The 24,701-nt window shown below is 72.8% G+C and carries 26 protein-coding genes; 12 read left to right on the top strand and 14 right to left on the bottom strand.

The window, feature by feature from the left end:
- Positions 1–14: 14 nt before the first annotated feature.
- Positions 15–746 carry a siderophore-interacting protein gene (locus AB0I42_RS01455; protein ID WP_357533091.1) on the bottom strand — a complete coding sequence of 244 codons (732 nt, stop codon included), beginning with the start codon at positions 744–746 and terminating at the stop codon, positions 15–17.
- Positions 747–933: 187 nt separating this feature from the next.
- Between AB0I42_RS01455 and AB0I42_RS01460 the strand changes: the two genes are divergently transcribed.
- Positions 934–1,965 (top strand): PHB depolymerase family esterase, encoded by a 1,032-nt coding sequence (locus AB0I42_RS01460; RefSeq protein ID WP_357533093.1) that lies wholly within the window; start codon positions 934–936, stop codon positions 1,963–1,965.
- Positions 1,966–2,008: 43 nt separating this feature from the next.
- On the opposite strand, the gene AB0I42_RS01465 is transcribed toward AB0I42_RS01460, so the two are convergent.
- Positions 2,009–2,920, bottom strand: coding sequence for a Wzz/FepE/Etk N-terminal domain-containing protein (locus AB0I42_RS01465; RefSeq protein ID WP_357533435.1), 912 nt, complete (start codon positions 2,918–2,920; stop codon positions 2,009–2,011).
- Between the two features lie 214 nt (positions 2,921–3,134).
- On the opposite strand from AB0I42_RS01465, the gene AB0I42_RS01470 reads away from it, so the two are divergent.
- The 3 genes from AB0I42_RS01470 to AB0I42_RS01480 all read left to right on the top strand — a co-directional run bounded on the left by AB0I42_RS01470 (position 3,135) and on the right by AB0I42_RS01480 (position 5,889).
- Positions 3,135–4,631, top strand: coding sequence for a SulP family inorganic anion transporter (locus AB0I42_RS01470; RefSeq protein WP_357533095.1), 1,497 nt, complete (start codon positions 3,135–3,137; stop codon positions 4,629–4,631).
- Between the two features lie 40 nt (positions 4,632–4,671).
- Positions 4,672–5,085, top strand: a complete 414-nt coding sequence (locus AB0I42_RS01475) for a MerR family transcriptional regulator (RefSeq protein WP_357533096.1) — start codon at positions 4,672–4,674, stop codon at positions 5,083–5,085.
- A gap of 72 nt (positions 5,086–5,157) precedes the next feature.
- Positions 5,158–5,889 carry a lysophospholipid acyltransferase family protein gene (locus AB0I42_RS01480; RefSeq protein WP_357533098.1) on the top strand — a complete coding sequence of 244 codons (732 nt, stop codon included), beginning with the start codon at positions 5,158–5,160 and terminating at the stop codon, positions 5,887–5,889.
- Between the two features lie 46 nt (positions 5,890–5,935).
- On the opposite strand, the gene AB0I42_RS01485 is transcribed toward AB0I42_RS01480, so the two are convergent.
- Positions 5,936–6,421, bottom strand: coding sequence for a VOC family protein (locus AB0I42_RS01485; RefSeq protein ID WP_357533099.1), 486 nt, complete (start codon positions 6,419–6,421; stop codon positions 5,936–5,938).
- A 90-nt stretch (positions 6,422–6,511) separates the two neighbouring features.
- On the opposite strand from AB0I42_RS01485, the gene AB0I42_RS01490 reads away from it, so the two are divergent.
- Complete coding sequence (locus tag AB0I42_RS01490) at positions 6,512–7,297, top strand: AraC family transcriptional regulator (RefSeq protein WP_357533100.1); 786 nt, start codon at positions 6,512–6,514, stop codon at positions 7,295–7,297.
- An 81-nt stretch (positions 7,298–7,378) separates the two neighbouring features.
- Positions 7,379–8,239, top strand: coding sequence for an enoyl-CoA hydratase-related protein (locus AB0I42_RS01495; protein ID WP_357533102.1), 861 nt, complete (start codon positions 7,379–7,381; stop codon positions 8,237–8,239).
- On the opposite strand, the gene AB0I42_RS01500 is transcribed toward AB0I42_RS01495, so the two are convergent.
- On the bottom strand, positions 8,221–9,525 hold the full coding sequence (locus AB0I42_RS01500; protein WP_357533104.1) for an erythromycin esterase family protein: 1,305 nt from the start codon (positions 9,523–9,525) through the stop codon (positions 8,221–8,223). The genes AB0I42_RS01495 and AB0I42_RS01500 overlap by 19 nt on opposite strands.
- A 192-nt stretch (positions 9,526–9,717) precedes the next feature.
- On the opposite strand from AB0I42_RS01500, the gene AB0I42_RS01505 reads away from it, so the two are divergent.
- Positions 9,718–9,909, top strand: a complete 192-nt coding sequence (locus AB0I42_RS01505) for a DUF2795 domain-containing protein (protein WP_357533106.1) — start codon at positions 9,718–9,720, stop codon at positions 9,907–9,909.
- A 192-nt stretch (positions 9,910–10,101) separates the two neighbouring features.
- On the opposite strand, the gene AB0I42_RS01510 is transcribed toward AB0I42_RS01505, so the two are convergent.
- Complete coding sequence (locus tag AB0I42_RS01510) at positions 10,102–10,746, bottom strand: response regulator transcription factor (RefSeq protein ID WP_357533108.1); 645 nt, start codon at positions 10,744–10,746, stop codon at positions 10,102–10,104.
- Positions 10,710–12,647 carry a sensor domain-containing protein gene (locus AB0I42_RS01515; RefSeq protein WP_357533109.1) on the bottom strand — a complete coding sequence of 646 codons (1,938 nt, stop codon included), beginning with the start codon at positions 12,645–12,647 and terminating at the stop codon, positions 10,710–10,712. The genes AB0I42_RS01510 and AB0I42_RS01515 overlap by 37 nt, the downstream gene beginning before the upstream one ends.
- Positions 12,648–13,172: 525 nt before the next feature.
- On the opposite strand from AB0I42_RS01515, the gene AB0I42_RS01520 reads away from it, so the two are divergent.
- Both AB0I42_RS01520 and AB0I42_RS01525 read left to right on the top strand, forming a co-directional pair.
- Positions 13,173–15,248 (top strand): Hsp70 family protein, encoded by a 2,076-nt coding sequence (locus AB0I42_RS01520; protein ID WP_357533111.1) that lies wholly within the window; start codon positions 13,173–13,175, stop codon positions 15,246–15,248.
- Positions 15,232–16,614 (top strand): Hsp70 family protein, encoded by a 1,383-nt coding sequence (locus AB0I42_RS01525; RefSeq protein WP_357533113.1) that lies wholly within the window; start codon positions 15,232–15,234, stop codon positions 16,612–16,614. Before AB0I42_RS01520 ends, AB0I42_RS01525 begins: the two co-directional genes overlap by 17 nt.
- A gap of 89 nt (positions 16,615–16,703) precedes the next feature.
- Here the strand turns inward: AB0I42_RS01525 and AB0I42_RS01530 are convergent, their stop codons facing one another.
- The 4 genes from AB0I42_RS01530 to AB0I42_RS01545 all read right to left on the bottom strand — a co-directional run bounded on the left by AB0I42_RS01530 (position 16,704) and on the right by AB0I42_RS01545 (position 19,710).
- Positions 16,704–17,243, bottom strand: coding sequence for an STAS domain-containing protein (locus AB0I42_RS01530; RefSeq protein WP_357533114.1), 540 nt, complete (start codon positions 17,241–17,243; stop codon positions 16,704–16,706).
- A 150-nt stretch (positions 17,244–17,393) separates the two neighbouring features.
- Positions 17,394–18,308, bottom strand: a complete 915-nt coding sequence (locus tag AB0I42_RS01535; protein ID WP_357533116.1) for a Gfo/Idh/MocA family oxidoreductase — start codon at positions 18,306–18,308, stop codon at positions 17,394–17,396.
- 29 nt (positions 18,309–18,337) lie between these two features.
- Positions 18,338–19,006, bottom strand: a complete 669-nt coding sequence (locus tag AB0I42_RS01540) for a Pr6Pr family membrane protein (protein WP_357533118.1) — start codon at positions 19,004–19,006, stop codon at positions 18,338–18,340.
- 83 nt (positions 19,007–19,089) lie between these two features.
- Positions 19,090–19,710 (bottom strand): hypothetical protein, encoded by a 621-nt coding sequence (locus AB0I42_RS01545; protein ID WP_357533120.1) that lies wholly within the window; start codon positions 19,708–19,710, stop codon positions 19,090–19,092.
- Positions 19,711–19,860: 150 nt separating this feature from the next.
- Between AB0I42_RS01545 and AB0I42_RS01550 the strand changes: the two genes are divergently transcribed.
- Together AB0I42_RS01550 and AB0I42_RS01555 are read left to right on the top strand one after the other, a co-directional pair.
- The gene (locus AB0I42_RS01550; RefSeq protein ID WP_357533122.1) at positions 19,861–20,232 is read left to right on the top strand and encodes a hypothetical protein; all 372 of its coding nucleotides are present in this window, start codon (positions 19,861–19,863) and stop codon (positions 20,230–20,232) included.
- Positions 20,233–20,260: 28 nt separating this feature from the next.
- Positions 20,261–20,650 (top strand): hypothetical protein, encoded by a 390-nt coding sequence (locus tag AB0I42_RS01555; protein WP_357533436.1) that lies wholly within the window; start codon positions 20,261–20,263, stop codon positions 20,648–20,650.
- 6 nt (positions 20,651–20,656) lie between these two features.
- Here the strand turns inward: AB0I42_RS01555 and fabG are convergent, their stop codons facing one another.
- The 3 genes from fabG to AB0I42_RS01570 all read right to left on the bottom strand — a co-directional run bounded on the left by fabG (position 20,657) and on the right by AB0I42_RS01570 (position 22,452).
- Positions 20,657–21,415: a 3-oxoacyl-ACP reductase FabG gene (gene fabG / locus AB0I42_RS01560; RefSeq protein WP_357533123.1), complete on the bottom strand. Its 759-nt coding sequence runs from the start codon at positions 21,413–21,415 to the stop codon at positions 20,657–20,659.
- Between the two features lie 93 nt (positions 21,416–21,508).
- Positions 21,509–22,081: an ATP-dependent Clp protease proteolytic subunit gene (locus tag AB0I42_RS01565; protein ID WP_357523961.1), complete on the bottom strand. Its 573-nt coding sequence runs from the start codon at positions 22,079–22,081 to the stop codon at positions 21,509–21,511.
- Positions 22,030–22,452, bottom strand: coding sequence for a helix-turn-helix transcriptional regulator (locus AB0I42_RS01570; protein WP_357533125.1), 423 nt, complete (start codon positions 22,450–22,452; stop codon positions 22,030–22,032). The genes AB0I42_RS01565 and AB0I42_RS01570 overlap by 52 nt, the downstream gene beginning before the upstream one ends.
- 140 nt (positions 22,453–22,592) lie before the next feature.
- On the opposite strand from AB0I42_RS01570, the gene AB0I42_RS01575 reads away from it, so the two are divergent.
- The gene (locus AB0I42_RS01575) at positions 22,593–23,255 is read left to right on the top strand and encodes a DedA family protein (protein WP_357533127.1); all 663 of its coding nucleotides are present in this window, start codon (positions 22,593–22,595) and stop codon (positions 23,253–23,255) included.
- A gap of 92 nt (positions 23,256–23,347) precedes the next feature.
- On the opposite strand, the gene AB0I42_RS01580 is transcribed toward AB0I42_RS01575, so the two are convergent.
- Positions 23,348–24,691 (bottom strand): cellulose binding domain-containing protein, encoded by a 1,344-nt coding sequence (locus tag AB0I42_RS01580; RefSeq protein ID WP_357533129.1) that lies wholly within the window; start codon positions 24,689–24,691, stop codon positions 23,348–23,350.
- Positions 24,692–24,701: the final 10 nt, after the last annotated feature.

Below are 24,701 nucleotides of genomic sequence, written 5' to 3' on the forward strand. Positions count from 1 at the left end.
GTGTCGATCCGGGCTCAGCCGGCGGCCCGGCCCCGGATCCAGTAGAACTGCGTGAAGCGTTGCCGCCGGTCGAGCCCGAGCCGCTCGGCGAAGACCGGACGCAGCGCCTTCACCAGGTTCTTCTCGCCGGCCGCCCAGGCGTAGACGCCGGCCGGGCCGGTGCCGGTGGCGGCGACGGCCGCGGCGAGCGGGGCACCGTCCAAAGTGGCGTCGACCCAGGTCAGCTCCGTGTTCGCGCGGTCGACGACCGGCAGGTCCGCACGGTCCGGATGACTGTCGGCGAGATAGACCTCGGCCCGTACGTCCGCCGGCAGGTGTTCCAGCCAGGTGTTGATCGCGGGCAACGCGGTGGCGTCACCGGCGAGGATCATCGTCCGGGTGCCGTCGGGTGCCGAGATCTTCGCCGGGGTGAGCGCGACCTCGGCGGTGGCGCCGACCGTCGCCGCCCGGGCCCAGTCGCCGGCCGGGCCGGAGACGTCGTGGAGCACGAAGTCGAGGGTGAAGGTGGCGTCCGACCTGTCGATGCCGACAAAGGTGTAGCCGCGCTGCACGAGCGTGCCGTTCCGGTTCGGGATCCACAGTCGGAGCCACAGCGTGGGGAACGGTTCGACGACCTCGAGCAGTTCGGGCGCGGCGAAGGTGATCCGCCGGTACCAGGGGGTGATGTCGCGGACCGCGACGACCTCGACCGGATGGTTCGCGACGTTGAGCAGCCGCAGCACACCCCGTTGCCAGTTCACGCCCATGCCGACTCCGAATCGCGGACATCCAACCCGCAGAGGTTAGCCTAACCTAAATCGAACGCCACCTGTGGGGTGCGCCACACTCCGGGCGGCCGAAACATGTCACCCACATCGATGTACGGCCCGCTCCCGCCGCCCCTAACCTCGGCGCATGCCGCGCCCACCGGCCCGGCCCGGAACAGGAGGACCCATGAAGTTCCTCGTCCGCGCCATCACCGCGGCCGCCACGGCGGCCCTGCTCACCGTCCTACCCGCGACCGCCGCCCAGGCCGCCGACCCACCGACCAGACCACCGGTGCCCGGCTCACTGAACACCTACAACGTGTCGGCGGTCTACGTCGCCGGGGTCTCGTCCGGCGGCTACATGGCCACCCAACTGCACCTGGCCTACTCGGCCCGGATCAGGGGTGCCGCGATCTTCGCCGCCGGCCCCTACTACTGCGCCCAGTTCAACGCCGCCCAGGCCACGTACGGCTGCATGGACGACCTGTGGCCGACCAACCTGGCGGCCCTGAAGACGTATCCGCCGCTGTGGGCCGCGTACGGGTGGATCGATCCGGTCACGAACCTGTCCGGCCGGCCCGTCTACGCCTTCCGCGGCACCGGCGACACGGTGGTGAAGAAGCCGGTCAACGACGCGCTGGTCAACTTCTACCAGCACTTCGGCGCCAGCGTGCAGTACGACACCGGCTCGCCGGCCGGGCACGGCTGGGTGACGCCGTACGGGACGGTCGGCTGTTCGGCCACCGCACAGCCGTACCTGAACGACTGCGGCACCGACCCGCAGAACGCCTTCCTGCGCAAGCTGCTGGGCTCGGTCAGCCCGCGCAACACCGGCGCGCTCGGCGGGCAGCTCGTCAGCTTCAACCAGAACAGCTTCGCGGTGAACGGCTACGCGCCCGGGCTGAGCATGGGCCCGACCGGGTTCGCGTACGTGCCGGCGTCGTGCGCCGCCGGCCAGTCCTGCCGGCTGCTGGTCGCGCTGCACGGTTGCAAGCAGGGGCACGCCGAGGTGGGCACGGCCTTCGTCGACCGGGCCAACCTCAACCAGTACGCCGACACCAACCGCCTGATCGTGCTGTACCCGCAGGCGGTCCCGTCGGCGGTCAACCCGAACGGCTGCTGGGACTGGTGGGGATACCTCGGCGCGACCAACTACGCGATCAAGGGCGGAGCCCAGTTGGAGACCATCATGAACATGGTCCGCCGGCTGGACGGCTGACCCGCTTCGCCCGCCGCCGGACGCCGGGCCGGATCGCGTGGCCTCAGCCGCGCCCGCCGGGCGGCGCGGGCGGCCAGGTGGCCGGCGCGGGCGGCGGCGCGGATGCCGAGGGTGGTGCCGGTCCGACGACCTTCGCCACTCCGACGCTGCCGGCCCGGCCGACGGAGGCGGCGCCGGTGGCGCGGCCGTTTCCGGGCCGCGCCGGGCGGACGTCCCGGTCGACCCGGGCGGCTTCGGGGCTGGCCGGGTCGATCCGGGACGCCCCCACGCTGGCCACTCCGACGCTGCCCGTGCCGGACCGGCTGGCCGACGCGAGTTGCTCCCGGCGGCTCCGGGACGGGCGGCGGGCGATCGCGTGGAAGGAGACCACGAACACGGTGGCGAGCACCATCCCCACGGCACCGACGATCAACTGGGTCCGCAGGATGTGGAAGCGGGAGGTGACGACGCCGGCGCCGCTGTCGAGCAACTGGGTGCCGATCGCCTCGCCCGGGCCGGGATCGTAGTCACGCTGCCGCTCGACCACCTCCTCGGCGATGAGCGCGGTGACCGTGTCGACGGTCACCGCCACCTGCTCGGGCGTCGGCGCCGCGACGTCGATGGTGAGCAGGCCGGTGCGGACGGTGTGCCCGACCTCGTAGTCCGGGACGCCACCGGCGGCCTCCACGCGCTGGCGGGCCTGCGGGGCGGTGAGGGAAACCTGGACCGCCTGCGCCATGCCGACCTCGCCGAGGCTGAGCCACGGGTTGCGTTCCACGGGGGTGGCGCTCGCCGGCGTCGGCCGGCGGTCGTTGGGGTTCACCGTCGGCGGGATCAGCAGGACGGTGGCGGATGCCTTGTATTCGGGCTGCATGACGAATCCGACCGCCACCGCGGTCAGGATCGCGACGAGGACCGCCGGCACGGAGACGTACCAGCGGCGTACGGCCACCAGCAGGATCTCGAAGAGGTCGATCGCTGGCCCCCAACAATCCGTGCGCCGCCGTGGATGACGACCATCCTAAGGCCGGCAACTCTACTCTCTCGTAAGAAGACAGATGCGCCGGTCCCGGCAGGCGGGCGGTGACGATGACCACCGCACGGATGGGGCAACTCTCCTCTAACCAGAGAGTAGGGTCTGCCCGGGGCTCGCCGCCCCACCCACCTTCGACCCCGGAATGAGTCGCGCGTTGCCAGCACCATCGGCGGTCCGTGGACCGCGCCTGTCCCGCCCCTCCTGGTTGTCCCCCCGGGTCCTGCGCACCGAGACACTGGCCGGCCTCGTCGTCGCCCTGGCCCTGATCCCCGAGGCGATCTCGTTCTCGATCCTGGCCGGGGTCGACCCCCGGGTCGGGCTCTTCGCGTCGTTCACGATGGCCGTCACCATCGCCATCTGTGGCGGCCGGCCGGCGATGATCTCGGCGGCGACCGGCGCGGTCGCCCTCGTCGTGGCACCGCTGGTTCGCACACACGGGGTCGACCACCTGGTGGCGGCCGTCATCCTCGGCGGGCTGATCCAGATCGTACTGGCGCTGCTCGGGGTCGCCCGGCTGATGCGGTTCATCCCGCGCAGCGTGATGGTGGGCTTCGTCAACGCCCTCGCGATCCTGATCTTCGTGGCGCAGGTTCCGCACCTGCTCGGCGTTCCCTGGCTGGTCTATCCCCTGGCGGCCGCCGCCCTCGTGATCATGGTCGGGCTGCCGCGGATCACCACCGCGGTCCCGGCCCCGCTGGTCGCCATCGTCGCGCTCACCGCCTTCACCGCACTCGCCCACGTGGCCGTACCGACGGTGGGTGGTCAGGGCGAGCTACCCGACAGCCTGCCCACCCTCGGCCTGCCGGACATCCCGTACGACTGGCAGACGCTGCGCGTGATCGCCCCGTACGCCTTCGGCCTGGCCCTGGTCGGGCTGATGGAGTCGCTGATGACCGCCAAGCTCGTCGACGACATCACCGGAACCCGGTCGAGCAAGACCCGCGAGTCCTGGGGGCAGGGTGTGTCGAACGTGGTGACCGGCCTCTTCGGCGGGATGGGCGGCTGCGCGATGATCGGCCAGACGATGATCAACGTGAAGACGTCCGGCGCCCGTACCCGGTTGTCGACGTTCCTCGCCGGGGTGTTCCTGCTGGTCCTGGTCGTGGTGCTGGGCGACGTGGTGGCCATGGTCCCGATGGCCGCCCTGGTCGCCGTGATGATCGTCGTCTCGGCCACCACCTTCGACTGGCACAGCGTCGCGCCGGCCACCCTGCGGCGGATGCCGTGGGGCGAGACCATCGTGATGGTCACCACCGTGGCCGCCACCATCGTCACCCACAACCTCGCCATCGGCGTGGTGCTGGGCGTACTGGCGGCCATGGTGATCTTCGCGCGGCGGGTCGCCCACCTGGTCGAGGTCACCAGCGTGCTGGACCCGGACGGCGGCACCCGGATCTACTCCCTCTACGGCGAACTCTTCTTCGCGTCCAGCAACGACATCGTCACCCGGTTCGACTACGCCTCCGACCCGGACCATGTCGTGATCGACATGTCGGCGGCGCACATCTGGGACGCCTCGTCGGTGGCCGCGCTCGACGCGATCGTCACCCGGTACGCGGCCCATGGCACCACCGTCGAGATCACCGGACTGAACGAGTCGAGCGCCCGGATGCACGCCACCCTGGCCGGTCAACTGAAGGTCGGACACTGATGGACACTAGGTGACATGACCGAGCGGAGCGAGGGGGCGCATGACCGAGCGGAGTGAGGGATCCAATCAGCTCATGCAGATCGGCGAGGCCGCCGAGCGGGTCGGGTTGAGCATCCGCACCATCCGCCACTACGAGGAGGCCGGACTGATCGTCCCGTCGGCCCGCAGCGACGGCGGGTTCCGTCTCTACACCCAGCCGGACCTCGACCGCCTCGCCGTGGTCAAGCGGATGAAGCCCCTCGGGTTCACCCTGGAGGAGATGCGCGACCTGCTCGACCTGCTCGACGCGCTGTCCGGCACCGACCCGGGCGACGAGCGGACCGCCCTGCTCGAACGGCTGGCGATGTTCCACCAGGCGGCGATGGCGCGCGTGCAGGCGCTGCGGGACCAGCTCGCCACCGCCGAGGGCTTCGCCCGCCAGATGCAGGACCAGCTCGACATCCACCGGCGCTGACCCGGCGTAGGTCCGGCGCCCGCCGGGGCGGGCTGCCGGGCGCCTCCCAGCGAAGCCGGCTAGGTTCATCCCATGGCGGAGTTGGTGTACCCGCCCGTCATCGCCACCGCAAAGGCGATGTTCCGGGTGTTGGACCTGCGGATCAGGGTAGAGGGCGAGCAGCACATCCCCCGGCAGGGCGGGGCGGTGATCGCGAGCAACCACGTCAGCTACCTGGACTTCATCTTCTGCGGTCTCGGCGCCCAACCGGCCCGCCGGCTGGTGCGGTTCATGGCCAAGAAGTCGGTGTTCGACCACCGGATATCCGGGCCGCTGATGCGTGGCATGCGACACATCCCGGTCGACCGCAACGCGGGGATCGCCTCCTACCGCGAGGCGCTGGCCAAGTTGAAGGACGGCGAGGTGGTCGGCGTCTTCCCGGAGGCCACGATCAGCCGGTCGTTCACCGTCAAGGAGCTGAAGACCGGGGCCGCGCGGATGGCGCACAGTGCCAAGGTCCCGCTGATCCCGATGGCGATCTGGGGCACCCAGCGGTTGTGGACGAAGGGCCGGCCCCGTACGTTCACCCGCCACGTGCCGATCACGATCCTGATCGGCGAGCCGGTGCCCACGCAGCGTGACCAGGAGGCGGTCACCGCCGAGCTGCACACCGCGCTCTCCACGCTGGTCGACCGCGCCCAGCGCGACTATCCGGACCTGCCGTCCGGGCCCGAGGACGGCTGGTGGCAGCCGGCGCATCTGGGTGGCAGCGCCCCGACGCCGCAGGAGGCGGCGGCACTCGACGACGCGGCCCCGGCCCGTTGACCGCCGTGGTGCCGCCGGCCCGTCCGGCGGCACCACCTCCGTGCGCTCAGTCGTCGCCCTCGGCGGTCCAGGCCAGCGCGGCGGCCCGGATCTCCTCGACCGGTATGTCGCGGTCGTGCCGGGCCACACACCAGCGCAGCCCGAAGGGGCAGCGGAACACTCCCATCCGGTCGCCGGAGAACGCGTCGCCGACCGCCGACAGCGGGGTCGCCCCGGCGGACACCGCGCGGGCGAAGACGGCGTCCGGGTCCTCGACCCAGTACGTCAACGTGAAAGCGTTGCCCTGCTCCGGCGGTCCGACCAGCCCGAGGTCGGGCATCGGGGCACCCAGCTGGAAGACCGAGTCGCCGAGCCGCACCTCCGCGTGGATGATCTCGCCGTCCGGACCGTCGATCCTGGTCAGCACCTCCCCGCCGAGCACGTCGCGGTAGAAGTCGACGGCCCGGGCCGAGTCGTTGACGGTGACGTACGGCATCAGGCGTTGCGTGCCGGCCGGCGCCGGCCCACGAGCAGGGGTTTTGTTGTCGGTCATATGGTGCATGCTGCTCTGGTGGACCGGCCACCGCTTGGAAAAACGCGACACCTTCCGGCGCCGACCGCGAGCCGCCACGGCCTGCTCGGCGTGCGCGCCCGGGATTTCGACCTCGACCGGGCGCCCGCCTCGGCCGACCTCGCGGGCCTCGTCGAGCGGCACTGGCTGGTCCGCTGGGACCTTCCCGAGGACCGGGAGGGTTCGGTCAGCCTGCTCCCCCACCCGTGCGTCAACCTGTTCGCCACCGGTGGACCGGTCGCCGTGGCCGGGGTCGGCGACACGGTGTTCACCTACCGCTACCGGGGGCGCGGCCACGTCTTCGGGGTGAAGTTCCGACCGGGCGGGTTCGCACCGTTCCTGGCCGGCCCGGTCGCCCGGCTCACCGGCCAGACCAGGCCGCTCGCCGAACTCTGGGGCGCGGCCGACGCCGCCCGGCTGGCCCGCGAACTGGCGGCCGCCGGCCCGGATCTCGACGCGCTGGCGACGATCGCCGAGCGCCACCTGCGGGCCCGCCGGCCCGCCCCGGATCCCGAGGTCGAGCGGGTCGGGCGGATCGTACGGACCCTGTTGCACGACCGGTCGGTGGTCCGGGTCGACGAGGTGGCGACCCGGTTCGGGCTGTCGTCCCGGTCGTTGCAGCGGCTCTTCCAGCGCTACGTCGGAGTCAGTCCGAAGTGGATACTCCGGCGCTACCGGCTGCACGAGGCGGCCGCCCGGCTGGCGGAGGACGGGCCGGCCAACTGGAGCGAGGTCGCCGCCGACCTGGGCTACTTCGACCAGTCGCACTTCATCCGCGACTTCAGCGCGGCGGTGGGGATGACCCCGGCCGCGTACGCCGACGCCTGCCGCCGCCACGTCCAGCCGGTGAGCGCCTGACCCGCGCCGTACCGGGGCGGGTGTGGCGCCAGCTCGCGTTACCGGCCGGTAGGGTCGGTGCACGCGTGGGAGGAGTGGTCGATGGCCGACGACAGGACGCTGGGCGGGGACCGGGCGGCGGGCCGTCCGGGGCTCGGGCTCGACGTGGCCGGCGGCACCGCGACGATCCGGATCGACAACCCGGCCAAGCGCAACGCGATGACCGTACGAATGTGGCGGGAGCTGCCGGTGCTGCTCGACCGGCTCGCCGCCGACCCCCGGGTACGGGTGCTCGTGCTGACCGGGGCCGGCGACACGTTCTGTGCCGGCGCGGACATCGGCTCGCTCGACGAACTGCTCGGCGTCGGCGGCGACGGCGGGGACGGCCAGATCGCCGCGGTGGTCGCCGAAACCGCGCTGGCGGCGTTCCCGAAACCGACGATCGCCGAGATCCGTGGCCACTGCGTCGGCGGCGGCTGCCAGCTCGCCGTCGCCTGCGACCTACGGATCGCCGCCGACGGCACCCGGTTCGGGATACCACCGGCCCGGCTGGGCGTGGTCTACCCGCTGCCCACCACCCGCCGGCTGGTCGAGCTGGTCGGGCCGGCCGCGGCGAAATACCTGCTCTACTCCGCCGAACTCGTCGACACCGCGCACGCGGCCCGGATCGGGCTGGTCGACGAGGTGGTGCCCGCCGACCGGCTGGCCGACCGGGTACGCGCCCTCGCCGCGACACTGGCCGAACGGTCCCTGCTCACCCAGTCCGCCGCCAAGGAGTACGTCGCCCTGGCGTCCGCGGCCCGGCACGGCGGCGCCGACCCGGGTGCCGGGCGGGTGGCGTACTGGGAGCGGGAGATGCGGACCGCCGGTGACCTGGCCGAGGGGGTCGCGGCGTTCCACGAGCGCCGCGCACCGAGGTTCACCTGGAACCCGCCCGGCCCCGGTCAGACGCCGGCCGGATAGGTCTCCAGTTCGCCGGGCACCATCCGGGCCGACAGCGGGTGCAACGGCGTGCTCTGGTCGCACCAGACGAAGGCGTCGTAGCGGTCGCCGAGCCGGGTCGGCACGTAGTTGCCCCAGCGTTCGACCTCCGGGTCGTAGACGACGCCGACCGCCCGGTGCTCGAACTCCGCGGCAAGCCAGGCCGGCCGATCCTCGCGCGGGAAGACCAGCAGGGCGCGTTCCGGAAGCACCGTGTGCAGCCGGTCCTCCAGCGACCCCGGGCGGGCCGGCGGCAACTCCATCACCTGCGCCGGCGCACCCCACTCGCTGCCGGCGACCACCTCGCCCCGATAGCTTCCGAAGCCGACCAGGACCACGTCGTCGGGGCCGTACCGCTCCCGGGCCAGCTCGCCGATGTTGACCAGCCCGGACCGGGTCATGCTGGTCGCCCGGGCGTCCCCGACATGGGTGTTGTGCGCCCACACCACGGCCTTCGCACCGGTGCCGTAGAAGGTCAGCAGCCGGTCGAGGGTGTCGGCCATGTGGGTGTCGCGGACGTTCCACGAATCCGGGCCGCCCCGGACCATCGCCCGGTAGTAGCGCTCGGCCCCGGCGACCACCTCGCCGTTCTGCCAGGCCGAGAAGCGGTCGGCGCCGTCCCGGGCGGCGCGCGTCCGCAGCTGCGTGAGCATCCGGACGACCTCGCCCTGACACTCGTCGTCGACCATCGCGTAGACCTGCGGGTCGCCACCGAACGGCTCGAAGCAGCGGTACGCCTCCTCCGCCGCGCGACGGGCCGGCGGGTCGTCCTCCCCCAGATGGTCGAGGATCGCGTGGATCGACTCCCAGAGGCTGTAGACGTCGAGCCCGTGGAAGCCGACCCGCTGCTCCGGCGACCGGTCGAGGTTCCACGCCCGCAGCCACCGGCAGAAGCGGGCCACCTCCGCGTTGGCCCACATCCAGGTCGGCCACCGCTCGAACCGCTGCAACGCGACCTGCGGGTCGGGATCGGCGCCGGGTACGCCGGTGACCGAGCGGTGCACCCGGTCGCAGTCCGGCCAGTCTCCCTCGACGGCGACGAACGAGAACCCGTACTCGGTGACGAGCCGACGGGTGAGCTGCTCGCGCAGCCGGTAGTAGTCGTACGTGCCGTGGCTCGCCTCGCCGAGTTGCACGATCCGGGCGTCGCCGATCCGGGCGAGGAGGGGGTCGAAGTCGTCCGGGCCGGCCAGCCGGTGGGCGATCCGCCCCAACGTCCCACCCCAGCCGGCGTCGTTCTCGCCGAGGTTAGCGTCATACAAGGACATACCAACTCCTACCCACCCCTACCACCACCAAACCCCCACCCCCACCCCGCGCCGCCCCGCCCCCCACCCGCCGCGTTGATCAAGGAGAAGTTAAGCGGCAATCCGCCATAAGACGGGCACGCTTTCTCCTTGATCAACGCGAAAGGGGCGGGGCGGGAGTGTGGACGGGGGTTTGCGGGTACGGGGGTGGTCATGACCAGTCAGCAGCTTCCGTGGGAGGAACAGCTCAGCGGCCTGGACTATCCGGTGTCGAAGGAGGATCTGATCAGGCGGGCGCAGGAGAGCGGCGCGGACACCAAGACGATGCAGGCACTGCGCTCGCTGTCGGTCGACCGGTTCGGCTCCGCCGCCGAGGTCACCGGCGCGCTCGGCCCGCTCCGCTGACCCTGGCCGCCCATCCCGCGTCACCCGGCCGGGGCCACCGAACCAGACCGACCGACACCGGCCGTCCACCCCGCGCCACCCGGCCGGGCCACCGAACCAGCACGGCCGCCGGCCGTCCAGCCCGCACCGGCACGCGGCCGCACCGCACCGGCCGGCGGCCGAAGCGCGCCGCCCACGGCCGGGAGCAGGCCGTCAGCCGTTGAGGTACGCCAGCACGGCCAGCACCCGCCGGTTGTCGTCGTCCGACTGCGTCAGGTCGAGTTTGCCGAAGATGCTCGCGGTGTGTTTGCCGACCGCGCTCTCGCTCAGGAACAGCCGCTGGGCGATGGCGCTGTTCGAGCGCCCCTCCGCCATCAGCTCCAGCACCTCGCGCTCACGTGGGGTCAGCCGGGCGAGCGGTCCGGCCCGGCCGGTGCCGGTGAGCAGCCGGGCGATGACGTCGGGATCCATCGCGGTGCCGCCGGCCGCGACCCGCCGTACGGCGTCGACGAACTGGTCGGCGTTGAAGACCCGGTCCTTGAGCAGGTAGCCGACGCCGCCCGACCCGTCGGCGAGCAGCTCGCGGGCGTACAACTGCTCGACGTGCTGCGACAGCACCAGCACCGGCAGGCCCGGGATCTCCCGGCGGGCGGCCAGCGCGGCCTGTAGCCCCTCGTCGGTCTGGGTCGGCGGCAGCCGTACGTCGACGACCGCGACGTCGGGTCGCAGCCCGATCAGCGCCTCGTGCAGTTCCGGGCCGGTCTCGACGGCCGCGACGATCTCGAACCCGTGCGCGGTGAGCAGCCGCGACAACCCCTCCCTCAGCAGGTAGAGGTCCTCGGCGAGGACAACACGCACGGCAGCTCCAATACGACGGTCGTCGGACCGCCCGGCGGGCTGTCGACGGTCACGACGCCGTCGAATGTACCGAGCCGCCGTTCGATGCCGCGTAGCCCGGTGCCGCGGGTCGGGTCGGCGCCGCCGTGGCCGTCGTCGGTGACGACGATCCGCAGGGTGTCGTCGCGGTGGCCGATGTCGACGGCGATCCGGCCCGCCCCGGCGTGCCGCACCGCGTTGGTGATCAGCTCGCTGACCGCGAAGTAGGCCGCCGACTCCACCGGGGCCTCCGCCCGGCCCGGCAGGTCCACGGTCACCTCGACGGGCAGCGGACAGTCCAGGGCCAGCGCCCGTACGGCGTCGCCGAGGCCACGTTCGGCGAGCACCGGCGGGTGGATGCCGCGTACGAGGTCGCGCAGTTCGGTCAGGGCCCGGGCGGCGTTGTCGCGGGCTTCGGCGATCAGTTCGCGGGCGACGGCCGGGTCGCGTTCGACGAGTTGTTCGGCGGCGCCGAGGGTGAGGCCGAGGGCGACGAGCCGGGCCTGCGCGCCGTCGTGCAGGTCGCGCTCGATGCGGCGCAGTTCGGCGGCCTGCACCTCGGTGGCGTCGGCGCGGGTCTCGGTCAGCCGCCGCACCCGCAGCGCGAGCCGGGCCCGCAGTGTCGGGCCGAGCAGCAGCGCCGTCCAGCGGCCGTGCAGGCGCAGCAGCCGTGGTGCGACGACCAGGCCGGCGGCGGCCAGCGCCAACCCGACCGGTACGGCGGCCGCGCCGTTCCCGGCGACGTTGCCGTGCCAGGGTCCGAGGTCGTCGCCCCGCAGGCCGATGAGAACCGTGAACCGGGGCAGCGCCAGTCCCCAGATGCCGTAGCCGATCGCGCCGAGCGGCACCGTCAGCAGCGCTCCCCCGACCAGCGGGTCCAGCAGTTGCCAGATGATGTCCCGCCAGCTCGCCGGGTCGCGGTTCAGCCAGGTCACCCGCTGGGCGTAGGCGGCCATCCGGGTCGTCTTGTACAGGGCCTTGTCGACCTGGTAGAGCCCGTCGGGGCGACGCTGCAGGGACGGCCTGGGCCGGTACGGCTCGGGGATGTCCACCCCGGACCAGCGGGCCAGCCGGCGGCGGAGGTTGGCCAGCGGGCGGGAGTGCTCGACGACGGGCGGGAGGACGACGATGAGGCCGACCCCGTAGGAGAGGATGACGGCGAGCGCGCTCAGCACCCCGACCGGTACGACGAGCAGGGTCAGGCCGAGCAGGGCGAGCATCCGGACCAGCACCAGCAGCCGCAGCAGGATCCACCGCTTGACGGGGGTGAGGACCGGCTTCACCGGGCGCAGCAGCAGCCGGGTCCAGCGGGCGTGCGCCGACAGCAGCGCCGGTGCGACGGTGACGCCGGCCGTGGCGGCGAGCAGGCCGAGCGGGACGGCCCACCAGCCGGCCCCGGTCGGATCGGTGACACCGACGTACCCGAGCCACCCGCCGCCCGCGACCAGTGCGGCGGGCAGCACGGCGAGCGGCCCGCCGACGACCGGTTCGAGGAACGCCCAGCGCAGGTCGCGCCAGGTGGCGGTGTCGCCGAGCACCCAGTCGATCCGGTCCATCCACGCCGGGAACCACGGCCTGCGGTAGAGCTGCCGGTCCCGCTCGTACAGCCCGTCGGGGCCGGGCTGCGGCGGCTGCGGACGCGGCCGGTACGGCGAGGAGATCTCGACGCCGGACCAGCGCCCGGCGAGCCGGCGGGCCAGGTCGGGCAGCCACCTGGCGACGACCAGCGGCCGGGGCAGCAGGAAGACCATGCCGAGGATGAACCCCGGCACGAAGAGCGCCATCTGCAGCGTGAACGAGACGGCCGCGGCGACGGCGAGCCCGCCGAGGGCGAACCCGCGTACGACGGCCCCCGTGTGCCGCCGGACCAGCTCGCCTGTCATGTCGACCAGTCTGGCCGACCGGTGTTCGTGCCGGCATTGACCCTGCGCGCCACCCCGGGGTGTGGCTAACCCCACCCCGGTGACGGTCACGGCGAGCTTTGCGACCCCCATACATCGACAAGCCGTGATATACGCCCGATTGGGTAGGTAAGAGTCTTTCCGCCCTCCCTGCGGTTCCGGTCAGGTCAGGGCGATCCCGGCCGGCTGACCTCCGTCGCCCGTCCCGGTCCCCGGACCGTCGGGTACGGCCGACAGGCGCCCGGCCCGACGCGATGCTGAACCGTCACGGAGCGTCATGCCTGGCAGCCTTCGGTCACTCGCGTTCGACCGCACGTACGGCGTTCGGCGCAGCACCTCGACCGGATGGCCGGTTCTGCTCGGTTACGGCCTCATTTCACGTAACCGCACTCCGTCCGGGGTGCGGACACAGTGCCGTATCAAGGCTGGACGGAACGTGTACCCCTCGCGGACACTATGCCCGCACTACTTCGGATAGTGATGACCGACGACGTGTGGGGGATTACGGTGAGCGAACCGATCCTGGTGGTCGACCTCGGCACGTCAGGCACCCGGGCCGCGCTCGTCGACGGCAATCAGGTCACCCTTGTCAAGGAACCCGGGGGCGGGTCGAGCTGGCCGTCCGCCATCTGCCTCGACGACGCCGGACCGGTCGTCGGCACCGCCGCCGAGTTGTGCAAGCGCACCCTGCCCCGCCGCTACATCGAGGGGCCGCGCCGGGCCCTCGACGCCCATGCCTCGATGCGGTTGGAGGACCGGGAGATCAGCGGGGTCGACGCGCTGACCCTGTTCGTGAGTGTCCTGCGCGCCGAGGCGGCACGGCTGCTGGGTAGCCCGCCGTCCCGCCTCTCGCTCGCCGTGCCGGCCGACTACGAGCCGGGCGACCCCCGCCGCGACCTGATGATCGGGATCGGCGAGGCGGCCGGTTTCACCGACGTCGAACTGCTGCCCGACGCGGTCGCCGCCGCACTCGACCCCGACGTCAGCGACAACCTTCCGGCCGGCGCGCTGGTGCTGGTCTGCGATCTCGGTACGAACTGGACGGTCGGTCTGGTCCAGGTCTACGGGAGCCACACCACCCTGCTGTCGCAGCGCGGCAGCGCCGCCGGCCACCACATCGACGCCCAACTGATCAACGATCTGCGGGAGCGGGCCCGGGACTGGCTCGAACCGCTGCTCGCCGCGCCCGGCGATCCCGGCCTGCGGGCCTACTACGAGATGATCGATTTCATCCGGCAGCTCAAGCACCAGCTCAGCGGCGGCGGCGAGGAAGTCGTCGACCACCTGACCGCGCTCAGCCCGCCGCACCGGCTCACCCGCGACCGGCTCACCGCGATCGCCACCCCGGCGCTGCACTGGCTGGTGGAGAGCTGCCACGCGCTCGTCAGCGAGCACGGGCTCACCCTGGCCGACGTCGCCGCCGTCGTACTCGCCGGTGGCGGCGCCCGGCTGCAGATGGTCGTACCCGGGATGCTCGACGGGCTGGGGTTCCGCGACGGCGCCACCGCCCACCCGTTACGCCGCTCCGGCGAGCCCGAACTGGCGGTGCTGCGCGGCGCGGCCCGCTACGCGGCCGGCGCGGCCGCCCGGGTCGTTCCCGCCGAGCGACCCCGCTGGCAGGTCGAACCACTCACCTGGGACATCCCCGGCGGCGTGGGACGGCTGCAGCGCTGGCTGGTCCCCGAGGGCGCGCCGTTCGCGGCCGGCGAGCCGGTCGCCCGGGTCCGCACCGCCGACGAGCGGGTCTTCGACCTCACCGTGGCCCGGTCCGGCACCCTGGTCTCGCACCGGTCCGCCGCGGGCGGACCCGTCGGCCCGGTCATGGTCGCCGGTGCCGCCCGCGACCGCGGGGGCATGCCGCTCGACGCGCCCAACCGCCGCCTGCACCTGGAGTCGCGAGGTGTCTGGCAACTGCACGCCGACCGGCAGTTGCTGGTGGAGTGCACCCGGGCCCCGTCGGTACGGCTACGTTCGCTGCTCGACGGGGCGGTGCTCGGCGACTTCCGCCCCGAGGCCGGCGTGGACGCGACCACCAGGGGCCGGGTGTTCGTCGACCCGGACGGGCGGTTCTGCCTCGTGGGCTGGGACGCCGACGGGTGGTTCTCGGTGTGGGAGGTGGAGACCGGCAAGCTCAACACCCGGTTCCGCGATCCCGGCGGGCCGTTCAAGGTCCTGGTCGACGAGACCGCGTGGCGGCTGGCCACCGAGGGCGGCAGCCGTGGGGTCGGACTACGCCGCCGCGCCGCGACGACGCTGTGGGACCTGCGCACCGGCAGCCGGCTCGAACGGCTGAGCGACGAGCACTGGCGCCGGCAGCATCCGGGCTTCGCCGAGCTGAGCGGCCGGGACGGTTTCGGCACGACGACCACCAGCCCCGACGGTCAGCTGAGGGCCGACGCCAGCCCCGCGCCGAACGGCGATCCGGTCGTCGCCGTACACGACGCGACCACCGACCACGAACTGTTCCGCCTACGCGGCAGCGCCGGCCACCAGGGCCGGGTCGGGTTCAGCGCCGACAGCCGCTATCTACTGGTCAACTGGGAGTCCGAGGAACGGAGCCTGGTCGATGTCTACGACGTCTGACAAGCCGGTGCTGATCATCGACATCGGCACCACCTCGTCGTCGGCCGTGGTGGTCCGCGGCGACTCGGTGTCCCTGGTGCCCGAGCCGGCGACCGGCCTGCGCAGCTGGCCCTCGGCCGTCTACTGGGACGGCGCGCAGATGCTCGTCGGCAGCCCCGCCGAGCAGCGCAAACGGTCCGATCCGACGGCCTACGCCACGGAGTTCAAGCGCGGCCTGGCGGCCGACACCCCCACCGTGCTCGGGCACCGGCGGTTCCGGCCGATCGAGCAGGTGGCGGCCGTGCTCGTGGCCCTGCGTACGGAGGCCGAACGGCTGCACGGCGGGCGGATCGAGCGGGCGGTGATCACCGTACCGGCCACCTATGCGCCGACCCCGCTCGATCCCACGGCCACCGCCCCGGCCGACACCCGCCGGGCGCAGATGGTCGCCGCCGGTGAGGCGGCCGGCTTCGAAACCGTCGAACTGCTGCCCGAGCCGGTCGCGGCCGCCTTCGCCCCGGTCGCCGGGCCACCGCTGGGCAACGGCGACCTGGTACTCGTCTACGACCTCGGCGGCGGCACCTTCGACACCGCGCTGGTGCGGATCGACGAACGCCGGCACGAGGTGCTCGGGCACGCGGCCATCGACGACGGGGGCCGCGACATCGACGCCCTGCTGGCCGCCCAGATCCACAGCGACGGGCAGCAGTGGCTCGCTCCACTGTTGCGGACCGCGGCGGCCAGCCCGTCGGCGCCCGCGACGCTGCGGCTGGGCATGGCGGTGACCGACTTCGCGCAGCGGATCAAGCACCGGCTCAGCGACACCGCCACGGTCGAGGACTACCTGCTGCCGGACGTGCCCGCCTACCGGCTGTCGCGCACCGAGCTGGCCACCCTGGCGGCGCCGCTGCTGAGCCGTACGGCGCAGTGCTGCGCGGCCATGCTCGACCGCCTGAACGTCGCGGCCCACCAGGTCGACGCGGTGTTGCTGGTCGGTGGCGGGTCGCGGATGCCGGCGGTCACCGAGACGGTACGGCGTGCCTTCGGCCGCCCGATCCGTACCGCCGACGACCCCGAACTGGCGACCGTGCTCGGTGCCGCCCGCTGGCTGGCCCGCAGCGGGCCGCGGACGCTGCCGGCGTGGTCGTCACCGGAACGGATCGCACCGCTGTCGTTCGGCATCCCCGGCGGCTCGACCCGGCTGCTGCGCTGGCTGGTCCGGCCCGGCGAGGTCTATTCGGCCGGCACCCGGCTGGCCCGTACCCGGCTGCCGAGCGGTGCCATCTGGGATCTGACCGCCGCCAACCCCGGCACCCTCGAACGCCTGCTCGTCCAGCCGGGGACCGACGTGACCAGCCAGGACTGGCTGGCGCTGGCCCGGCACTGAGCCCCTGGCCGGCGCGGCCCGAGCACCGGCGGGGCGGCCCCGGCCGGTGCTCGCCCGGCCAGTGCTCGGCCGACCGATCGGAACCCTGGTCAGGCGGCCCGGCCGCAGCGGACCGGGTGGTGGGCGTCGCGGAGCGGGCCGGGCTGCCAGACCCGCTGGCCGGCCTTGTCCGACGTCACCTTCTCCGGTCCCGGCCGCTCGACGCCGGGTCGGCTGGCGGGCCGCTCGGCTCCTCGCGATTCGCCGCCCCACTGTCCGGCGGACGGCTGGTCCGCGGCCGGTCGGGCCGAGCCGACGACCGGGATGACCCGGTTCACCCGGCTGATCCGCAGTACGCGCCGAACCAGCGGGGTCGGCCGGCACAGCACGAGCTGGGTGCCCCGGGCGCGCAGCCGCAGGTGCGCGGCGATCAGCGCACGGACCCCCGCCGCGGTGAGGAACTCGAGGCCGGACAGATCCACCCGGGCGGTCGTCGCGCCGGCCGGTAGCGACCACAGCAGCACCCGGAACTCGTCGACATTGGCGATGTCGATCTCCCCGACGACCCGCACCTCCAGCGTGTCACCGGCGGCGTCCACGGTCACGTCCAGACGGGTCGTCGACAGTGCCTGCACCCTGATCAGCTCCACATACCGAGCCTAGGCACCCCCTCTGACATCCGCGACCTGCTGACAGCGGAGTCGGGCCTGCCCCTTCGGCGCAGACCGGGCCGTACGGAGTAGGCCCCGGGTAGGAGGCCGACCCTGAGTGGCGTACGGGGGATGTCCCCCAGCCGCCGGTCAGCGGGCCGGGGCGACCGCCACCGTGCCGGCGCCGGACCGGGCCAGTTCGGCGGCGGCGAGTACGGCCACCACGTCGCGGCCGAACCGGACGTCGAGCAGCCCGCCCCGGGCCCCGGTGGCGATCTCGTCGAGCAGCAGGTCGACGGCGGTGGTGAGCGCCTCGACCGCGGTGGTCTCGCCGGGCGGCACGGTCGCCAGCCCCGCCGTCCCGTAGAACGTGACCTCGTTCGTCCGGGCGGCGGGTGGGGCGTCGACGGTCAGCGACATGGTGCTGGCCGCGCCCCCGGCGTGCCGCAGGAGCAGGTGCACGGTGTGGTCCGGGGCGTCCATCGCGGCGACGTGGGTGACCGGCCCGAGCACCGGTACGACCACCGAGAGCATGTGCGGCCCGACGTCCCACAGCCCGCCGTGCCGGCGCCGCCAGGTCGAGCCGAGGTGTGGACTGCCCGGCTCGAAGATCGACGCGAAGAGGATCGCCCGGGCGCCGGTCCAGCCGCCGGTGGTCACCGCCCGGTCGAGGAAGTCGACGACGGTACCGCGGAACCGGTTGGTGAAGAAGACGGCCGAGGCGACCCCGCTGCGCCGTACGGCGTCGACCACCCGGTCGGCCTCGGCGAGGTCGAGCGCGAGCGGCTTGTCGAGGAGCAGGTGCCTGCCGGCCTGCGCGGCCCGTACGGCGATTTGGGCCTGCACGTCGGGCGGCAGTGCGACGGCGACCGCGTCGACGTCGGCGATGAGTTCGTCGACGTCGTGGTAGGGGCGGGCGCCGTAGCGGTCGGCGAGGTCGGCGGCCTTGGCCGGGTCGCGGCCGAAGACGCCGACGAGTTCGGCCCCCGGATGCCCGACGATCGCGGGGGCGTGCGCATTCGCCGCCCAGTTGCCGGTGCCGAACAGCCCGAACCGCAGTCCCATCCCGCCCCCTCCGGTCGCCTCGTCGCCGGTCAGTCTGCCCGACCGGCGGCCGGGGCCGTTCCGCGCCCCCGGCGCGGTCTCGTCACCGCCCGGTTGGCGGCCACGACGGCCAGCCCGATGAGGTAGAAGGCGCCGCCGAACACCAGGGTGTTGACGGCGATCCCGCCGTAGCCCAGCTCGGTCACGTCGACGAACGGGTACGGGTAGGTCCCGGTGACCAGGCCGCGGACCAGCGCGAAGGCCAGGTAGGCCAGCGGGTACGCCAGCCAGAGCAGCGCGTACCGGAAGCGGGCCCGGGACCGGTCGAGCAGCAGCCAGTCGAGGACCGCGAGGATCGGGGTCAGGGTGTGGGTGAGCTGGTTACCGAGCTGGAGCAGCGCCGACGCGGCGGCGGCCTCGTCGGCCATGGAGAACTCACCGGCGCCGTTCATCAGCACGAGGTGGTAGACCAGCCCGGTGATGACCATGTAGGTGGTGACCGCGCCCTTGACCACCGCCGGCGGCTGCCCGCCGCGCCGGGCGAGCAGGGCGGCGTACGCGGCGAAGCAGCCGAGCAGCAGGTTGCTCTGGATGGTGAAGTAGGGCAGCAGTCCGGGCAGGGTGTCGGCGCCGACCGCGGTCACCCCGACCCCGACCAGCACCGCCAGCACGGTCACGATCCGCAGGGCGACGGCCACCCGGCGACCACCATCGATCATGAGCGGAAGCTATCAGTCCCGACCGCCGCCACCCCGGACGACACTTGCCACTTTTGTCGGAATTCTCCCGCCCGTACGCGACGTCAGCGCAACCGGGACCGGCTCGCCCGCCACTCGACCGCGAGCATCGCCTCGTGCGCCTCGGTCGCCGCCACCACGGCCTCGTCGAGCAGCGCCCGCGCCGCACACTCGGCGATCCCGGCCGCCTCGTCGGCCCGGCGCAGCGCCAGGTTGGCCCGGTCGTGGACCCGCCGCGCCCCCAGCTCCCGCATCCGCCACCGTTCGGCGGCCCGCTCGCGCTCGGCCAGCACCGGGTCGGCCCCGTCCGCGCCGGACCACACCCGGCGCAGCTCGTCGATCGAGATGTCGCCCCGCCGGTACGCCGACAGCGCCGCCCGGGTCACCGTCCGGTCCCGGCCGCCGGCGCCGTCGACCGCCCCCGCCGTCTCCCGCGCCGCCAGCACCTCCTGCCAGGCCAGGTGGTATCCCTTCGCGGCCCGCTCCTGGGCGGTCCACGCCTCGTCGCGGGCCCGCCGCGCGGCCAGCGCCGCCGAGCGGACCTCGACCGCGGCCGCACCGGCCCGGCCGGCCCGCTCCTGGGCGGCGACCGCGTGCGCGGCCAGCTCGGTGGCCTCGGCCCGAAGCTGCCCGAGGTCGGGGCGGGGCCCACGCGGACGGTCGAGGATCAACGCGAGGACAACCATGGCCAACAGGACACATCCGCCTACGACCGGCAAAGCCCACATGCCCGTCCCGCCCATGCCCGAGAACTATAGCCGCATATTGATCTGTTTCACATGATCGATTCCAGAAGCGCCATCCGCGGATCGCCTTACTACAGGCGTTAGTAGAGTGTGGCCGTGAACGGCGCTCTCGAAACCCTGACGATCGTGCTCGCCCTCGCGCTGGCGGCGTGGGGGCTGGTCGCGACCGTGCGCGACCGGGCCCCCGACCGGTCCCACCTGATCGGCCTCGCCGTGGTCGAGGTCGCGATCCTCGCCCTCGGCGTCGCGGCCCTGGTGGCGATCGCCGGTGGGGAAAGTCCCGCCGAGCCCGGCACCTTCTGGGGCTACCTCGCCACGATCGTCTGCCTGCCACCGATCGCCGCCGTGCTCGCCCGGATGGAACCGACCCGGTGGGGCTCCATCATCGTCACCGTCGTCTGCCTGGTCATCCCGGTGCTGGTCGTACGGCTGCAGCAGACCTGGGAGGTGGCCGGTGTCTGAACCGCGTACGGACACCCGGGTGTCGCGGATGCTCAACGGCGGCCCCGGCCGGGTGCTGATCGCCGTCTACCTGCTCTTCGCGATCGCGGCGACCGCCCGCGCCGGCCTGCAGATCGCGACCCGCTTCGGCGAGGCGCCGCTGGCCTACCTGCTGTCGGCGTTCGCCGCGGTGGTCTACATCATCGCCACCTACGGCCTGGCCCGGGCCGGCGAACTCGGCCGGCGGATCGCGCTGGTGTGCTGCACGATCGAACTCGTCGGGGTGCTCGTCGTCGGCACCGCGAGCCTGCTCGTCCCGTCCGCGTTCCCCGACGACACGGTGTGGTCGGGCTTCGGCGAGGGGTACGGCTACATCCCGCTCCTGCTGCCCGCGCTCGGCCTGCTCTGGCTCTGGCGGACCCGGTCCACCCGGGCCTGAGCCGGATCAGTCGCGCGGGCCGCCCGCGACGTAGATCACCTGCCCGGACACGAACGACGCACCCTCGCTGGCCAGGAAGGCGATGGTGTACGCGACGTCCTCGGGCCGGCCGACCCGGCGTACCGGGGTCTCGGCCGCGGCCCGCTCCTGCAACTGCGCGAAGTCGACGCCGAGCCGGGCCGCGGTGGCGGCGGTCATCTCGGTGACGATGAAGCCGGGTGCCACCGCGTTGGCGGTGATCCCGAACGGGCCCAGTTCGATCGCCAGCGTCTTGGTGAGGCCCTGCATGCCCGCCTTGGCCGCGGCGTAGTTCGCCTGCCCCCGGTTGCCCAGCGCCGAGGTGCTGGACAGGTTGACGATCCGGCCGTACCGCTGGTCGACCATGTGCTTCTGCACCGCCCGGGTGACCAGGAAGGCCCCCTTGAGGTGTACGCCGAGCACCGTGTCCCAGTCGGCCTCGGTCATCTTGAAGAGCAGGTTGTCGCGCAGCACGCCGGCGTTGTTGACCAGGACGGCGGGCGGGCCCAGTTCGGCCGCGACCCGGTCGACGGCCGCCCGCACCCCGGTCTCGTCGGCCACGTCCGCGCCGACGGCCAGGGCCCGGCCGCCGTCCCGCGTGATCTGCGCGACCGTGTCGGCGCAGGCCGCCTCGTCGAGGTCGAGCACGGCCACCGTGAACCCGTCGACCGCCAGCCGGCGGGCGGTGGCGGCCCCGATGCCGCGAGCGGCACCGGTGACGAGGGCGACGCGGGACTCCTCGAACATGCTGCGACCTTTCGCCGGTGACGAACCTGGGGCCGCAGCCTAACCCGGTGACCGCCCGGGCGCCCGCGCACCGGACCGCCGGCCGCCGGTCGGCTACCCGGGCACCTCGGTGGTCGCGCTGATGACGGCGTCGATGAGGCCGTACTCGCGGGCCTGCTCGGCGGTGAACCACCGGTCCCGGTCGGCGTCGCGTTCGATCTGCTCGACCGGCTGTCCGGTGTGGAACGCGATCCGCTCCTGGACGGTCCGTTTGACGAAGAGCATGTTCTCCGCCTGGATCCTGATGTCGGCGACCGTGCCGCCGAAGCCGCCCGACGGCTGGTGCATCATGATCCGCGTGTGCGGCAGGGCGAACCGCTTGCCGGCGGTGCCGGCACAGAGCAGGAACTGCCCCATCGAGCCGGCCAGGCCCATCGCGATCGTGGCCACGTCGTTGCCGATGAACCGCATCGTGTCGTAGATCGCGAGCCCGGCGCTCACCGAGCCGCCGGGAGAGTTGATGTAGAGGTGGATGTCGCGCTTCGGGTCGGCCGCGGCCAGCAGGAGCAACTGGGCGCAGACCGCGTTGGCCGTCTGGTCGGTCACCTCGCTGCCGAGCAGGACGATGCGTTCCTTCAGGAGCTGGTCGAAAAGCTGGGCGTCGTACGACGTCGGGGGCTGCTGCATGTGACCAGCGTGCGGGACCGGCGGTCCCGGACGCCCGTGGTTCTGCCCGAGGCGGATCTGCCCACGGCAGATCCATGGCCGGCGGCCAAGAGCTGACCGGCGGCCCGGAGCCGGACCCGCGGCCCGCCCGCCCCCCGGCCGCCCCGCAGCAACTCGGCGCGGACCTCCTCGAGCAGGTCGACCAGCGGCAGGTCCAGGGCCTGGCAGATGCCGGCGAGGATCTCGGACGAGGCCTCCTTACGGCCGCGTTCGATCTCGGAGAGGTACTGCACGGAGACACCGGCCGCCGCCGCGACCTCGCGCAGGATCCGCCCCTGCGCGTGCCGGGTACGCCGCAGCACCGTACCGATCGCCCACCGCAACAGCGACATTCCGACCACCTCCGTGTCCGTCACCCCATTCTGCCCGCCCGGTGACCGCGAGGTATGCCCGCGCCCCGCCGGGTGTGATTCCGTGATCACCGGGGTAGAGAACGGGATCAGGCAGGATTCCAGGTGAGGGAGCATGCCCCATGGCCGTTGCCGCCGAGCCGACCGAGATCGGCGGGTTGACCGGCTGGGTCGCCGGTGTCATCGAGTCGATGGGCGAGGTGGGCGTCGGCCTCCTGGTCGCGCTGGAGAACCTCATCCCGCCGATCCCGAGCGAGATCGTGCTGGCGATGGCCGGTTACCTGGCCGGCGAGGGCCGGGTCGACGTCGTCCTGGTGACCATCGCGGCGACCGCCGGCTCGGTGCTCGGCGCGCTGCTGCTCTACTGGCTCGGCGCGGCGGTCGGCGAGGACCGGCTGAAACGCTGGCTGGACCGGGTGCCGCTGGTGGATCTCGAAGACCTGGAGAAGGCCGACCGCTGGTTCGAGCGGCACGGCCGGTGGGCGGTGTTGTTCGGCCGGATGGTGCCGGTCGTACGCAGCCTGGTCTCGATCCCGGCCGGCGCCGACCGGATGCCGCTGGTGCAGTTCACCGCGTTGACCACGCTGGGCAGCGGGATCTGGAACTCGATCTTCATCGGTCTGGGCTTCGCGCTGGGCTCGCGCTGGCACGAGGTCGACCGGTACTACAACTACTTCGACTACGGGATCATCGGACTCTTCGTGGTGCTGATCGCCTGGTGGGTGGTGAAGAAGGTGCGCAAGCGACGGGCGAAGGCCGCCTCGGCCGGCCGCCCGGAAGGCTGACCGCCGGGAAGGGCTGACCGCGTGACGGTTCACGCCGGAGAGGCTGACCGCTGCGGGTTTCCGCCCGCCGCGGTCAGCCTCCTACCGTCCGGTCAGAATCCCGCGGTGATCGCGGTGAACTCCCAGTTCTGCTGCGCGATGCTGCTGCACTCCGAACTCAGGCCGCCGCCCGGGCACGGCCGGTCCCGGTTGACCGACCAGAACGCCAGCCGGGCCAGGTTCTTCGACTTCGCCCAGTCGCGGATCTGCGTCCACTGCTGCGGCGTGGTGATCTCGTTCTGGTCGGACCGGCCGTTCATCCCGGAGATGCCCATCCGGCCGTACGCCGTCGCGTCGGACCAGCCGAACGCGGTCTTCAGCGTGTTCTTCAGCCCCTCGGCGGCGCTGACCGTCGAGGTGTACATGTTCGCCCCGCCGCCGAAGTTGAACGGCATGATCGTCCAGACGTCGACGTTGGCCTGCAACTCCGCCGCCCGGTTGATCATCCGGGTGCCCCAGTACGTCGGGCCGGTGGTCGCCGTACCGATGGTCACGATCGTCTTCAGGTTCGGGTTGTTCTGCTTGAGGATCTTCAGCGCGTTCAGGATCCGGTCCTGCACGACCTCGCTCTCGAACTCGTCGGTGTTCTCCACGTCGAGGTCGATCGCCTTGAGGTTGTGCGCGGTCACCACCTGCTGCAACGCGCCGGCCAGGGCCTGCGGGGTCGAGCAGTTCGGGCCGAGCTTGTTGCCGCTCCAGCCACCGACCGACGGGATCACGTCGCCGCCGGCCGCCCGGATCTGGGCGATCTGCGCGGCGTCGGTGCCGCCGAGCAGCGGCCGGCTGCCGTCCCAGGCCGGGGTGCAGCCACCACCGGACAGGATGAACGCCTTGGTGAACCAGCGGATGCCGGTCGTCTGCATGATCGTGTTGATCGGTGGGACGCTGCCCCACGAGTAGATGTAGGGCGCCGCCCGCATCGCCCCGGACGGGGGCGGGTTGGTCGGCGGGGGCGTGGTCGGCGGCGGCGTGGTGACCGGGGGCGTGGTCGGGACCGGCCCGCCACCGCACGAGGTGCCGTTGACGGTGCAGTTGGTCGGGTCGCCGGAGCCGGCGACGATGAACCCGAACGAGGCGGTCGCCCCCGCCCCGAGGGCGCCGTTCCACGATTTGTTCCGGGCGGTCACCCGCTGACCTGCGGTGGTGAGGTCGGCGTCCCAGAAGGAACTGACCCGCGAGCCGGTCGGCAGGTCGAACGCGACCGTCCAGGAGCTGATCGCCGAGGACGTGTTGTTGGTGACGGTGAACTTGGCCTCGTACCCGCTGCCCCAGCTCGAGGTGCGGACGTAGGTGGCGGTGGCCGCGGCGGCCGAGGGGGCCAGGACCAGGGTGGTCGCCGCGACGGCGGCGGCCAGGCCGGCGGCGATCGCCGCCGTGCGGAGCGGTCTGATCTTCATGCGTACTCCC

The sequence above is a fragment of the Polymorphospora sp. NPDC050346 genome, from assembly GCF_040655695.1.
Lineage (GTDB): Bacteria > Actinomycetota > Actinomycetes > Mycobacteriales > Micromonosporaceae > Polymorphospora > Polymorphospora lycopeni.